The 12,530-nt window shown below is 60.1% G+C and carries 10 protein-coding genes, 2 tRNA genes and 1 pseudogene; 9 read left to right on the top strand and 4 right to left on the bottom strand.

Annotation, left to right across the window (positions count from 1 at the left end; all coding sequences use genetic code 11):
• Window positions 1–43: 43 nt before the first annotated feature.
• Window positions 44–964 (bottom strand): recombination-associated protein RdgC, encoded by a 921-nt coding sequence (rdgC, locus tag G3436_RS02400; RefSeq protein WP_163940875.1) that lies wholly within the window; start codon window positions 962–964, stop codon window positions 44–46.
• A gap of 159 nt (window positions 965–1,123) precedes the next feature.
• Between rdgC and G3436_RS02395 the strand changes: the two genes are divergently transcribed.
• A tRNA-Val gene (locus tag G3436_RS02395) sits at window positions 1,124–1,199 on the top strand.
• 16 nt (window positions 1,200–1,215) lie between these two features.
• Window positions 1,216–1,292, top strand: a tRNA-Asp gene (locus tag G3436_RS02390).
• 180 nt (window positions 1,293–1,472) lie between these two features.
• Here G3436_RS02390 and G3436_RS02385 read toward each other — a convergent pair.
• Window positions 1,473–2,015: a TetR/AcrR family transcriptional regulator gene (locus tag G3436_RS02385; RefSeq protein ID WP_163940873.1), complete on the bottom strand. Its 543-nt coding sequence runs from the start codon at window positions 2,013–2,015 to the stop codon at window positions 1,473–1,475.
• A gap of 117 nt (window positions 2,016–2,132) precedes the next feature.
• On the opposite strand from G3436_RS02385, the gene G3436_RS27230 reads away from it, so the two are divergent.
• The 7 genes and pseudogenes from G3436_RS27230 (at window position 2,133) to G3436_RS02350 (ending at window position 8,879) form a co-directional block, all read left to right on the top strand.
• On the top strand, window positions 2,133–2,642 hold the full coding sequence (locus G3436_RS27230) for an HPP family protein (protein ID WP_338001190.1): 510 nt from the start codon (window positions 2,133–2,135) through the stop codon (window positions 2,640–2,642).
• Window positions 2,643–2,722: 80 nt separating this feature from the next.
• Window positions 2,723–3,031 carry a hypothetical protein gene (locus G3436_RS02375; protein ID WP_163940869.1) on the top strand — a complete coding sequence of 103 codons (309 nt, stop codon included), beginning with the start codon at window positions 2,723–2,725 and terminating at the stop codon, window positions 3,029–3,031.
• The gene (locus tag G3436_RS02370; RefSeq protein ID WP_163940867.1) at window positions 3,028–3,465 is read left to right on the top strand and encodes a cupin domain-containing protein; all 438 of its coding nucleotides are present in this window, start codon (window positions 3,028–3,030) and stop codon (window positions 3,463–3,465) included. Before G3436_RS02375 ends, G3436_RS02370 begins: the two co-directional genes overlap by 4 nt.
• 49 nt (window positions 3,466–3,514) lie before the next feature.
• Window positions 3,515–5,032 carry an acyl CoA:acetate/3-ketoacid CoA transferase gene (locus tag G3436_RS02365; protein ID WP_163940865.1) on the top strand — a complete coding sequence of 506 codons (1,518 nt, stop codon included), beginning with the start codon at window positions 3,515–3,517 and terminating at the stop codon, window positions 5,030–5,032.
• An 83-nt stretch (window positions 5,033–5,115) separates the two neighbouring features.
• The gene (locus G3436_RS02360) at window positions 5,116–6,477 is read left to right on the top strand and encodes an FAD/NAD(P)-binding protein (RefSeq protein ID WP_338001189.1); all 1,362 of its coding nucleotides are present in this window, start codon (window positions 5,116–5,118) and stop codon (window positions 6,475–6,477) included.
• Window positions 6,478–6,649: 172 nt separating this feature from the next.
• On the top strand, window positions 6,650–7,066 hold the full coding sequence (locus G3436_RS02355; RefSeq protein ID WP_163940877.1) for a GlcG/HbpS family heme-binding protein: 417 nt from the start codon (window positions 6,650–6,652) through the stop codon (window positions 7,064–7,066).
• A 125-nt stretch (window positions 7,067–7,191) separates the two neighbouring features.
• Window positions 7,192–8,879 (top strand): annotated as a pseudogene (locus G3436_RS02350) (Hsp70 family protein).
• Here G3436_RS02350 and G3436_RS02345 read toward each other — a convergent pair.
• On the bottom strand, window positions 8,876–11,566 hold the full coding sequence (locus G3436_RS02345) for a DUF805 domain-containing protein (RefSeq protein WP_163940861.1): 2,691 nt from the start codon (window positions 11,564–11,566) through the stop codon (window positions 8,876–8,878). The pseudogene G3436_RS02350 and the gene G3436_RS02345 overlap by 4 nt on opposite strands.
• Entirely contained in the window at window positions 11,563–12,255 is a 693-nt protein-coding gene (locus tag G3436_RS02340) for a DUF1266 domain-containing protein (protein ID WP_163940859.1), read from the bottom strand. The genes G3436_RS02345 and G3436_RS02340 overlap by 4 nt, the downstream gene beginning before the upstream one ends.
• Between the last annotated feature and the right edge of the window lie 275 nt (window positions 12,256–12,530).

The following is a 12,530-nucleotide window of genomic DNA, read 5'->3' as shown; positions in this document are numbered from 1 at the left end:
AGCCGCGATGGGGCGCGCATGGCCTCTATCTATATAGCGTGAATCAGATCCCCTGCGGAATCTCCTCGCCCCCCAGCGCTTCGAACAGCGCCGGCAGGAAGTCGCCGAAGGTCAGCATCATCAGGGTAAAGCTGGCATCGAGCTGGCCCAGTGCTTCTTCGCCGCCATCTTCCTCGGCCTGGTCCTGCAGCAGTTCTTCGAACTTCAGGCGCTTGATCACCATCTTGTCGTCGAGCACGAACGACAGCTTGTCCTGCCAGGCCAGCGACAACTGGGTCACGACCTTGCCGGTGCCCAGGTGCAGCTGGATCTCGTCGCTGGTCAGGTCCTGGCGCTTGCAGCGCACGATACCGCCGTCTTCGTGGGTGTCGCGCAGCTCGCACTCGTCCAGTACATAGAAGTCGGGCGCAGCTTTCTGCTGCTTGACCCAGTCGGTCAGGGTCGCGCTTGGCGCCACTTTCACCGTCACCGGGCGTACTGGCAGCGAGCCCATCACTTCACGCAGGGTCGACAGCAGGTCTTCGGCACGCTTGGCGCTGGCCGAGTTGACCAGGACCAGGCCTTGCTTGGGGGCGATGGCGGCGAAGATCATCGAGCGGCGGATGAAGGCGCGTGGCAGGAAGGCCTGGATGATCTCGTCCTTGATCTGGTCGCGTTCCTTCTTGTAGACCTTGCGCATCTGCTCGGCTTCGATCTCGTCGATCTTCTCCTTGACCGCATCGCGCACCACGCTACCCGGCAGGATGCGTTCTTCTTTACGTGCGGCAATCAGCAGGAAGTCGCCGCTGACGTGCACCAGGGGGGCGTCTTCACCTTTGCCGAACGGCGCGACGAAACCGTAGGTGGTCAACTCCTGGCTGGCACAGGGGCGCGCGGGCTTGGTGGCCAGCGCGGTTTCCAGCGCCTCGGCGTCAAACTGTATGTCCTGGGTCAGGCGGTAGGGCAGCAGGTTTTTGAACCACATGGGGTGCATCTCTCCTCGGTACATAAGGAGGGCATTATTCTCCGAGCGGCGTCTTCAGGCCAAGCCCGCTAAGTCATTGGAAGGCCTGAAAAATTATTTTAAAAAAGTGCTTGCCAGAGTGTCAGGTGCTCCGTAGAATGCGCGCCACACCGAGACGAAGGGTGATTAGCTCAGCTGGGAGAGCATCTGCCTTACAAGCAGAGGGTCGGCGGTTCGATCCCGTCATCACCCACCACTTCTCAGTGTATCGCGCAGCGGTAGTTCAGTCGGTTAGAATACCGGCCTGTCACGCCGGGGGTCGCGGGTTCGAGTCCCGTCCGCTGCGCCATATCTTAGCTTCAGGGCCCACTGAACTCCCTGAAGCCACAAACGAAGCGACCTTAGGGTCGCTTTTTTTTGTGCCTGGCGTTTGGCTATGCCTGACACATGCCAGGCAATTCCCCTGCCTTGAACAACGAACAAGGCGCCGCGAGAGCGCCTCGTCTTTGATCGGCTCCAACATAGATACCTATTGAACAAGCGCCAGGACGGTATTCATTACACGGTCTGTGAAGTCGTCGGTTTTGAACATGTTGGCATGGATTGTCAGCCCCTCTATGCAAATGAAGATCAGCGCCGTGTGCTTCTCGATTTCCCTCGCGCCCATTTCGCTCAGGCATCGTCGCACAAGATCTTGAATCGCTGTTTTGTGGCTGCGCATGATGGCGGTAAAGGCTGGCACCGAGTCGCCGAATTCTTCGGACGCCTTGATGAAAATGCAGCCATTGAAATCGGGGGCTTTAAACCAGCGACGGTGCCACTCGAAAATGGCTCTTATTTTTTCGGCGCCGCTGGCGTGTTGACCGACATAGTTCGAGAGGTCTGCCATGAACAGCTCGTCACGAAGCTGCAGGGTCGCCTCGATCAATCCCTCTTTTGTGCCAAATTGCTTGTACAGCGTCATTTTGGCCACGCCTGACTCGGCAATTATTCTGTCTATCCCGACGCCAGCATAGCCGTGGTGAGAAAACAGCTTGAGGGCCGTGATGAGAATCTCGTCGCGTTTTGTCATTTGCAATTCCTATCAAGATCATATTGCCAATAGCTATTATCAATTTTTATGTGCAGTAATGGCACGTATAGTGGCGACCGAAATACAGACAGGTCTGTCTACTATTGGGGGATAACAGTGATCAAATTCATTGAGAAAATGGCCGGGGGTAACCCATTGCCGTCGAGGCCGGCCGCGCGGCTGGTTTGGAATGGTCTCATAGGTGGGCTTCTGGGCATTGGGGTTATTGCAATTTTGACACAGAGTTTCGGCTTACCATTCATGATGGCGCCGCTCGGTGCCACGTGTGTGTTGCTGTTCGCAGTACCTGATGCCCCGCTCGCACAGCCGCGCAATGTGATAGGGGGCCACCTTGTTTCCAGTTTCGTGGGCATTGTGGTCGTCAAGTACCTGGGGGTTAGCCCACTGTGCATGGGTGTTGCGGTGGGTGTGGCGATTGCGTTGATGCAACTGACCAGAACATTGCATGCGCCGGCGGGGGCAGATCCACTGGTGGTGATTCTGGCAGGCGGTGCCTCTTGGGACTTTCTTCTGGTACCGGTGCTGGCCAGTTCGGTCGTGTTGGTGCTGATCGCCCTGGTGCTGAACAATGCAAGTTCGACCAGTCAATGGCCAAAGTACTGGTGACGGCATGCCTATCTTGAATCTGAACTTATCGGCAGCGGTCGACGACACGCTAAAAACAGCGGATTGCCCAACAGCTGACCATGCTAACAAGCAGAGTTCTGGGTAAAAACTCAGGGTTAACCGTCGTCAGAATCAATGATGCTAAAAATCAATGGTTTGTGGGCGGAGAGCGGGTTAGTAAAAGTGTCGTGTTTCATCTGGAAATAACGATCACTCAGAACACCAATACGTTCGAGCAAATTGATAGTTGGATCTATTCGGCCTATGCCGCGTTGAAAGACATCCTCGGTGCGGTGGACGGCGCGCCCAACTATATTGCCGTGACGTGTATGGACGGTCAGTTTTGGGGTTTTGATGGATTGACACAATACGTAAGGAGTGGCAGATGAGCGCCGCAGTCAATGGGAGAGCGATAGTGCTTCGTTCTTTGCTGGAAGATACATCCTGTGTTGATTCGCCTGGCGACAGAGTGATCAATCTTGGGCTGGGTGAAGCCGAATTGCCAGACCTGGCGTTTTTACCCTATCAGCCAGGGCTGAGGAAGAATGTGTTGATTCACCCCATATTTGACAATACCAAGGATGACCCGCTGGGATCTGACTGCGCTATTTTGCAGTACCTCCCCGGCGCATTTACCCCGCGACATGTACATATGGGGTATGAAACCGTGTTGGTATTGAAAGGTGAGTACGTAGAAAATGATGTGTTGTATCGGCCGGGCACATTGATTGTACGTGAGCCGGGTACTGTTCACGAAATGCGCACGACTCAGGGCTGCACGATTCTTGCTTTTCGTGATGTACCGGTTAAACAGTTGACCTGACAGGCAGCCGTTCTTACACCTGCGTTTTTAATCAAAGACATGTGATTCAATGGACATTATTACTGCATCGGAAGCAGCGGATTTCATCGCCGACGGCTCGACCGTCGTGTCGGGAGGATTTGGTAGTTGTGGTCACCCTGATTTACTGACCCAAGCGCTGCGTCGTTCATTTTTGCAAACGGGCTCGCCTAGCAATTTGACAGTACTGTTTGCTGCCGGTCAGGGAGACAAGGCGGGTAGGGGGGTGGACCAACTGGCGCTCGACGGGTTGGTGGTCAAGGCGATCGGAGGTTTTTGGGGGCTCTGCCCGGCGTTGGCCCAGATGGCAGTACAGGGACGCTTGGAAGCGCATAACTGGCCGCAGGGAGTGATCAGCAAACTGTTTGCAAAGATTGCCTCCAACGAACCTGGCCTTATCACTCGCATCGGCCTGGGAACCTTCGTTGATCCCAAGCATGGTGGCGGAATTATCGGCTCGCGACAGGCGGCGTCACTGGTCGAGCCTATCCGCATCAAAGGCCTGGACTACCTGCTGTATCCGACGCTGCACCTGGACTATGCCTTACTGCGTGGCAGCACTTCGGACGAGTCTGGCAATATCTCGTTGGAGTCGGAAACATCGTTCATGGATGTTCTGTCCCAGGCTCTGGCCGTGAAGAACTGCGGCGGCAAAGTCATTGTACAGGTCAAAAAAATCACCGCGTCCGGCAATCTGAAGCCGGCCGATGTGAAAATACCTGGGTTTCTGGTCGACTATGTCGTGCTTGCCCAGGACGCCGAGCACCCGCAAACCTATGGCCGTCATCATGCCGTTGGCTACACGCAGCGCACGACAGAGGCTGAACGTGTCACGTTTGACAACGTTCCCCTCGCCAAGCGAATCATTGCCTCGCGCGCTGCGCACGAGCTGCACAAGTACCCCCGGGCGAACATCAACCTCGGTATTGGCATCCCTGCGTTGATAGGGGCTTATGCCAAGAGGCTTGGCATCGAGGGCTTTACCTTGAGTGTGGAGTCGGGCGTGGTGGGTGGAATACCTGATGAGGGGCTTTCCTTCGGTGCTTCGTTGAACCCGCAAGCGATCGTCGATCAGGCCGCGTTGTTCGACTTCTATGATGGCGGCGGGCTGGATGTCGCTTTTCTGGGGTTTGGCGAGATCGACAAGGCGGGAAACGTCAATGTCAGCAAGTTTGGAACGCGTCTGCCCGGCGCAGGCGGGTTTATCAACATCTCGCAAACCGCAAAACACCTGTATTTCTGCGGCACTACCACCGCCGATGGAGCTACGATCAGCCTCGGACACGATGGACGCCTGGAGCAGACCCGCTCTGGACGGATTTCCAAGTTCGTGGAGCGCGTCGCCCACCTGACGTTCAATGCGCCAGAGGCACTGCGTCGCGGTCAACAGGTGACCTACATTACCGAAGTGGGCGTTTTCCGGTTGACTCCCACCGGCCTGTGCCTGGTTGAACTGGCCGCAGGCGTCTCGTTGGCTACCGTGCGCAAGGTGGTGAATTTCCCTATTGATGTATCGCCCGATCTTGAGGTCATGAGCGTCAGCCTCTAATGCGTATTTAACGCTTTCAGTATTAACTTCCCAAAGGTTTGTGTTATGGAAAATACTCTCTGTATTGTGGGGGCGGGATCGACGTGCCTGGCGTTCCTTCATTATTACACCCAGCAGTTCAAGCGGACCGCCCCGCGGCGCCCAAGACCTTGTTTGTCATTGAGAAGACTGACGAGTTTGGCTGCGGCGTGGCGTACAGCCAGGACGTTGCCTCGAACATACTCAATACCAAGTCGGGCTACATCACGCCATTCATTGACAAACCGGGTGATTTCTTTGCCTGGTTGAACCTCAACGCCTCTGCTGTGCGTGCCCACTTTCCTGACTTTTCAATGACCATCGACTCCTATGCGCCGCGCCCCCTGTTCGGAATGTATTTGAAGTCACGCTTCAAGAGTGTGATCAAAGAGGCCGCTTCGGTGGGCGTCAATGTGGTGCAAATCTCCGCTGAAGTCATCGATGTGGTCAAGCACTTGGGGGGGGATGTCGTGCATACCGACTGTGGCGTGTCGCTCAAGTGCGAAAGTGTGTTCCTGATGTGTGGCACGTTGCCTGGCCAGCCGCTGGAGCGTGCCCGACGACGCAGTATGCTCGCGCATCCTTATCCGGTCTCTGAACTGCCCGCAATCATTGCACCTGCCTCGTCGGTCGCCGTGATCGGGTCGCGTTTGAGTTGCATCGATGCGGTGATCGGTTTGTTCGAAAATGGCCATCAAGGCCAGGTGACCATCTATTCTCGCAGTGGTTTTTTCCCCTCTGTGCGGGGCACGCAAGGACGAATAGTGCCGCGCTATCTGACCGTTGACTACTTTGATGAACTGCTGGCGCAGAACGCAACCCTCACCCTGAATCAATTGGTCGCCCTGGTCAGCAAGGAAATTGCCGAGCACGGCGGGGTAGTCCCCGAACAGTTCCATGTGCCTGCGCCGCCTGAGGACATTGTCGAGTTCTTGCGCCAGGAGATCGATGCGGCGCAGCAGGCCCGCCCTTGGCAGGCAGTGCTGTATACGACGAACAAAGTGGTCGACAAGGTGTGGGCGCTGCTTTCGGAAGCTGACAAAAAGCAGTTTCTGGAGAAGTTCATGGGTGTGTTCATGTCTTATCGCGTGTCGATTCCGGTGGAGAACGCCGAGAAAATACTGGGTTACCTGGAGTCCGGACGCCTGGCCTTCATCCGAGGTGATCACCGCATTCTCTGCGCCAGTGACGAGGAGGTGCTAGTTGCCGGGGCGCAGGGTGAGGTCTGCCGGTATGACGCGGTCATCAATGCCACCGGTTCGCCGCGCGACGTCAGCAAGCTGGATTCAATGCTGATGTCGAAGCTGCTCGCACATCGCACTGTTGTCGCCAACCCCCACGGCGGTTGCGCATCGACCGACAGACGTATCAGGCCATCAACGCGCGTGGCGTCAGCGAAGACGACCTGTATGTGCTCGGTGAGCTGACCAATGGCGAGTTCTTGTTTACCAGTGCACTGGACATTAACTCCACCCATGCATCCCGGTGCTGCGAGGCTTTTTTTGAACGCTTGAGCCTCAAGCACTGCGCGCCGCTGCAAGCCCCCCTCTACGCGGAAAACGCGTAGTGCCCAATCTTGGATATGTGACAGGTACTGGTATGTTCTCAAGACAAGTGCTCGCTCAGGCGGATGTTGAGCGGATGATGGGTAATGCCGTTGCAACAGCTCACGCCAATGGCTGGGCCGTTTGCATCGCGATCGTCGATGAGGGCGGTCATCTGATGGCCTTCAAGCGTCTTGATGACGCGCCCCCCAGCAGTATTGCCATCGCTATCGAGAAAGCAAAATGCGCTGCGCTGTCGCGCCGCGAATCGAAGCATCTGGAAGACATGATCAATGGCGGACGTGCCGCGTTTCTTTCCACTCAAAGCCTGTGTGGCATGTTGGAGGGTGGGGTACCTGCGCGTGTCGACGGACATGTAGTCGCCGCGGTAGGTGTTTCCGGGGTGACCCCCGAGCAGGACGCAAGGGTTGCTCATATGGGCGTTGCCGCCCTGGTTGAGTGCGCCGCGTAAACACGTGCGCGTGTCGGGGCTGTGCAGTCTCGACACGACACCGCATGAGGCCTGGCTTTGTTCATGAATTCGATTGCTGTATTTTGCATGCCTGGACCATTGTCTGTCTTAGCAAGAGATCTCACATGCAGGATGCAACCCCCGCCGCAACGCCCTTGCTGGGCATCGACCTGGGCACCACCAACAGCCTGATTGCCGTGTGGCAGGACGGTCGCGCCCAACTGATCCCCAATGCCCTCGGCGAGGTACTGACCCCGTCGGTGGTCAGTGTCGACGAAGACGGCAGCATTCTGGTCGGGCGCGCCGCCCGCTCGCGCCTCACCACCCATCCCGAGCGCAGCGTCGCGGCGTTCAAACGCTTCATGGGCAGTGAAAAGCGCTTCGAGCTGGGCGGCCAGACCTTCGGCCCCGAGGAACTCTCGGCGCTGGTATTGGGTTCGCTCAAGCAGGATGCCGAGGCATTTCTCGGCTGCCCGGTGGACCAGGCAGTGATCTCGGTGCCGGCCTATTTCAGCGACGAGCAGCGCAAACGCACGGTGTTCGCCGCCGAACTGGCCGGCCTCAAGGTGCAGCGTCTGATCAACGAGCCGACTGCCGCAGCCATGGCCTACGGCCTGCATGAGCAGAAGTTCGAACGCACGCTGATCTTCGACCTGGGCGGCGGCACTTTCGACGTTACCGTGCTCGAATACGCCTTGCCGCTGATCGAGGTGCATGCCTCTACCGGTGACAACTTTCTGGGCGGTGAAGACTTCACCGCAGCGTTGTTGCAGGCCTGCCTCAAGGACTGGGGCGTGCCGCTGGCGACGGTCGAGCCGCAAGCCCTGGCGAGCCTGTACGACAACATCGAGCAACTCAAGTGCAAGCTTGGCGAAGGCCCGCAGACGGTGCACTGGAAGGGTGCTGGCGAGCCGCGTGAATGGACCCTGGACGAAGCGGGTGCGCAGAAACTCTGGGAGCCGTTGCTGGGCCGCGTGCGCGCGCCCATCGAGCAGGCCCTGCGCGATGCGCGGCTGAGCCCGCGTGACCTCGACAGCCTGGTGCTGGTGGGCGGTGCCACGCGCATGCCAGTGGTGCAGCAGATGGTCGCGACCCTGTTCGGCCGTCTGCCCTACCGCCACCTGGACCCCGATACCATCGTCGCGCTTGGCGCCGCCAGCCAGGCGGCGTGCAAGGCCCGCGACTCGGCGATCGAAGAGCTGATCCTGACCGACGTGTGCCCCTATACCCTGGGTGTCGAGTCGATACGCGGTGAATCCACCGGGGTGTTCTCGCCCATCATCGAGCGCAACACGGTGATTCCGACCTCGCGTGTGGAGCGTTTCTACACCACCTACCCACAGCAGCAGGTCATCCATGTGTCGGTGTACCAGGGCGAACGTCCGTGGGTGCGCGACAACATCTTCATCGATGATTTCAACGTCGATCTCACGCCCATGGACAAGATCCAGGCACTGGACATCCGCTTCAGCTACGACATCAACGGCTTGCTCGAAGTGGACGTGACGCTGGTGGAAACCGGCGCGCGCCACAGCCACAGCATCGACCGCAGCCCGACCGGGCTGGACCAGGAGGCACGTGCCAAAGCCAGCAACGCCTGGCCGGATTGAAGATCCACCCGCGTGATGCCTTGCCCAATCGCACCCTGGCTGCGCGGCTGGAGCGTGCCTGGATGCAAAGCCTGGGCGATGAGCGCGAGCAGATCGGCACCTGGCTGAGCGAGTTCAGCGAAGTGCTGGCCACCCAGCAGTCCAACCTGATCGGCAGCAAGCGCCAGCACCTGAACCAGCTGCTGGACGCTCTCAACCTCTAGCTGTTCAGGCGCCGCAACACGGCCTGCAGCCCGCCGGACAGCTCGTGCGGATCATGATGCTCGGGCGATACCCCATAGCGGTTGGGCAGTCGGTCGCCAGGCATGGCGACCAGCACCAGGGGCAGAAACGGTATCGCGATCGACAGCAGCGCCAGCAGCACCATCACCACGATGCCATGGCCCATATCGTGCAGCCGACGCAGGCAGGTGCCGAACAGCAGCACGATGCCCAGGGCGATCTTGACCATCGCGTCCGGCGCGCCGTTCGAGGTGACGAACAGCACCAGGGTGATAAAGAAGCAGAGCAGCACCTGGCCGACAAACGCACTGCGGCCCAGGCGACTGTTCCAGCGCCAGAATGCCCAGGGCGAGACCGGTTGCAGGTCGGCCTGGGCCAGCAGCAGGCGCTCACTCCAGGACAGTACTGCGGTCAGCGCGAAGCGCAGGCCGATGCCGGTGTTCGGGTCATCCTTGGCCTTTTGCAACTGCTTGAGCACCTTGAGCCGTGGCACGCCGACGCGGCCATAGCGGATCAGGTCCTTGAGGGTGTCCATGACCTTGAAGAACACTGCGCTGTCCATGCCGTAGGCCTCGAGTTTTTCACGCGCAGGCTTGCTCGGTTCGCCTTTGATCAGCCCCGTGCGAAACGCTTCGAACCACGGTTCTTCGCTGCTGATGTCGGCCATTGTGCGCAGCAGCACACGATGTTGTTCGGCCGTGAGCGCGGGGTCGTGGTAGAGCACGGCCCAGAACAGCATCATGCCCAGCAGGTCGTCGGCGAAGGCGTCTTCGTCTTTCTGATAGCTGGCCAGCAGTACTTCGCTGCTGGGCAGGCGCGTGCTGCTCAGGGCCAGGTCCGGCGCCGGCAGGCTGTCGGCCACGATCTTCTGCAGCGGGTCGCGGTTGTCCAGCCAGCCCAGCAGACCGTCGAGGTTGCCTTGCTCTTGCAGCATGCGCAGCAGCAGGTTGTGCACCTTGGCCAGCGGATGTCCGCTGGGGCATTGCAAGGTATCGAGCATGCTCGGGGTGACCAGGGCCAGCCAGCCCTGCGGGTCTTTGGCCAGTGCCAGCATGAACAGGGCCTGGCGGTGCCAGTGCCACAGTTCGGCACCGGTCGGCGCGGGCGGCAGTACCAGGCCTTCGCCCGCCAGGGTGCACTGCACTTGCAGGCCGAAGGGTTCAGGCATCATCCCGCTCGGATTGAAGGTGTCCTTGATGCGCGCCAGCATGCGTGCGTCGTAAGGGCGCAGGCGTCGCAGCCAGTCGCGGCACAGCGTCAGTGCACCGTCCTTGAGCACCGTTGGCAGTTGCGGTTGGGCCGAGTGGCTGGCAAGGAATGACTGGATCGCCAGGGGGATCGGCGCCTGCTGCAACCAGGCCAGTTGCTGCTCGGCCTGGTAACGAAACCCTTGCAGGATCAGTTCGTCGATCAGGTTGCTGTTGTGCGGCTCCTCGAGCACCTGCTGCAGCAGCGCCGTGTCACCGCATTGCAGTGCCCAGGCGTGCCGGTACAGACGTTGCAGGGCCGGGTCCGGGTGTTCGTCGATCAGGTTCGCCAGCAGCTCGAGCTCGTGACTGTCGGTGGCGCGCCAGTCGGCGAACAGTCCGGCAATGCCGCCCAGTTCCAGGCGCGCGACCTCGAACCAGCGCGCCAGGGTTTCCGGGCGCTGTGACGGGCTGCCGAGGGTCTGCGCGTCATCGTTCAGGTCGTCGGGCCAACGGCGTACAGGCGTGAGGCGGTCAAACGCCTGGACCATCAGCGGCAGGCGTTGTGGCTGGTGGGTACGGCACAGCTTGAGCAGCTCGCGTGCGGCCTGCGGGTGTTGGTGCTCCAGCCAGAGTCGGGTCCAGCCGCTCAGCGCCTGTTCCTCTTTGCCCAACAGGCTGGCCTGGTGTGTCAGCAGGTACAGCAGGTCGAGGTCGTCGGGCTGCTGTACCTGGCGCTCCAGGCACAGGGCGTAGAGGCTCGGGCTGGCGACCCCGGCCTTGGAGAACTTCAGCAGCAGGCTTTCGACCAGGGCGGCGTCCTGGGGCAGGGCGATCACCGTGTGCTCGCGTGCAAAGGCGGCGAGTTCGAACAGCGGGCGATTCTCGTAGAGGTGCTTCAGGGTGCGCAGGTACCACTGGGTTTCCAGCTGGGCAGCCGTCGACCAGGTATTCATCAGGCCGCTGTCGAACGGGTCGGGGCTGGCGAAGCGCGCAAGCAGGTTTTCGACCTCGCGCGCCTCTTCATAACCCAGTCGCAGCAGTTGCTGCTCCCATGCCAGGCGCTGGGCCAGCACGGTTACACAGGCATTGGACAGCGGGCCGGCTTCTTCCAGGCGCCAGAGCAGGTCCCAACTGATGTCCTCAAGGTCTTCGAGGGGCAGTTGGTCGAGTTCGCGGATGAACGCCTGCCAGGCGCTGACGTTGTAGCGTCGTGCCGGGTCGGCGAGCATGCGTGCGAATGCGCCGATGGCAGGGTGTACGCGCGGTGTGCGGGCGGGGGCCGCGTCGGCCGGGTTATCGTCGTCCTCGTCGTCTTCTTCGATGGCGAGTTTCAGTGCGTGCTCGTAGGCTGCCCGCAGTACCTGAAAGCCCTCGGGGTCGGTTTCTGGGTGGAATTCGGGCAGGCGTGCGCGGTAGGCGCCGCGAATGATGTCCTGATCCTTGGTGGGTTCGATGCCCAGTTTTATCCAGCAGCTCATGACCAGGTGTTCTCCTCGAGCGAGTCGGGCCGTGGCGGATAATCCAGTGGCAGGTCCCAGGGCAGGCTGGCGAACAGCGGCTTGGCGCGCTTGAGCATGTTCATGATGATGCAGCGGTTCCAATGCTCGGCGCCCTGACGGTCGAGGCGCAGGGGGTAGTCTTCGTCGCTGTGGTCGGAGCAGTTCCAGGCCGATTTGCCGAACATGTAGCCGGCCATGTAACTGTCCCAACTGTTGTAGAAGTGTCGTGCGCGGATGGCCAGGCGGGTGTGCAGCCAGAGGCTTTCGGCCTCGGTGAGCAAACCTTCGAACACGCCGGCACGCAGCAGGTAGCTCATGCGTCCCAGGTCCCAGGCGCGGGTGCCGCCGAAGCCGCAGTCGGGGTAGGTGCGGGCGGCGAATTCGTAGTTGGCGCGTTGGCGTGGCATGAGCTCGTCGAGCACCGCCTGCCACTCGCTGTGTTGGCAGCGCGGGTATTGCCAGTAGGCGTCGTTGAGCAGTTCGGCGTGGCCGGTGTCGGCCATCTTGAGCATCTGCAGCAGCTCGCGGCGGTTGTTGATGCCCCACCATTTCTTCAGGTCGAGGTCGCCGTCGCTGTCGAAGTAGCGTGGGGAGGTCATGCTGGCGCCGTTGAGGGCGGCCATGGGGGCAGAAAGGGCGTACAGCCAGCGCTGTTCAATCTCTTCCATGAAAAAAGGCTCCGGGGCCGGCGGGGAATGGGCGGTGTCGGCCGTGATGGCGCGGATTGTAGAGAGGCGGGCGGGGAGGGGCAATTGCATCCGGTTGATTTCCCGCGCCGCGCGCCGCGCGCTGCCGCGCCGCCGATCTTGATCTTGATCTGGCTGTTGATCTTGATCTACCGCCCCTTGCAGAGGCCGGAGGTGGAGGTGTTGCCGCAGGGGGGCAGGGCGAAGCCCCTTGGCGAAGCCGAAGCAAGCGACTGTTAGAGTTGCGTAGCAACTCG

This window comes from Pseudomonas brassicae (assembly GCF_010671725.1).
GTDB lineage: Bacteria > Pseudomonadota > Gammaproteobacteria > Pseudomonadales > Pseudomonadaceae > Aquipseudomonas > Aquipseudomonas brassicae.
Note: the sequence above shows the minus strand (reverse complement) of the source record. Positions and strands in the feature narration are given on the sequence as shown.

Excerpts from the sequence above, each read along its gene's own strand:
- G3436_RS02375 (WP_163940869.1), top strand. The coding sequence starts at position 2,723 with ATGCTAACAAGCAGAGTTCTGGGTAAAAACTCAGGGTTAACCGTCGTC.
- G3436_RS02355 (WP_163940877.1), top strand. The coding sequence starts at position 6,650 with ATGTTCTCAAGACAAGTGCTCGCTCAGGCGGATGTTGAGCGGATGATG.
- rdgC (WP_163940875.1), bottom strand. The coding sequence starts at position 964 with ATGTGGTTCAAAAACCTGCTGCCCTACCGCCTGACCCAGGACATACAG.
- G3436_RS02365 (WP_163940865.1), top strand. The coding sequence starts at position 3,515 with ATGGACATTATTACTGCATCGGAAGCAGCGGATTTCATCGCCGACGGC.
- G3436_RS02385 (WP_163940873.1), bottom strand. The coding sequence starts at position 2,015 with ATGACAAAACGCGACGAGATTCTCATCACGGCCCTCAAGCTGTTTTCT.
- G3436_RS02340 (WP_163940859.1), bottom strand. The coding sequence starts at position 12,255 with ATGGAAGAGATTGAACAGCGCTGGCTGTACGCCCTTTCTGCCCCCATG.
- G3436_RS02345 (WP_163940861.1), bottom strand. The coding sequence starts at position 11,566 with ATGAGCTGCTGGATAAAACTGGGCATCGAACCCACCAAGGATCAGGAC.
- G3436_RS02370 (WP_163940867.1), top strand. The coding sequence starts at position 3,028 with ATGAGCGCCGCAGTCAATGGGAGAGCGATAGTGCTTCGTTCTTTGCTG.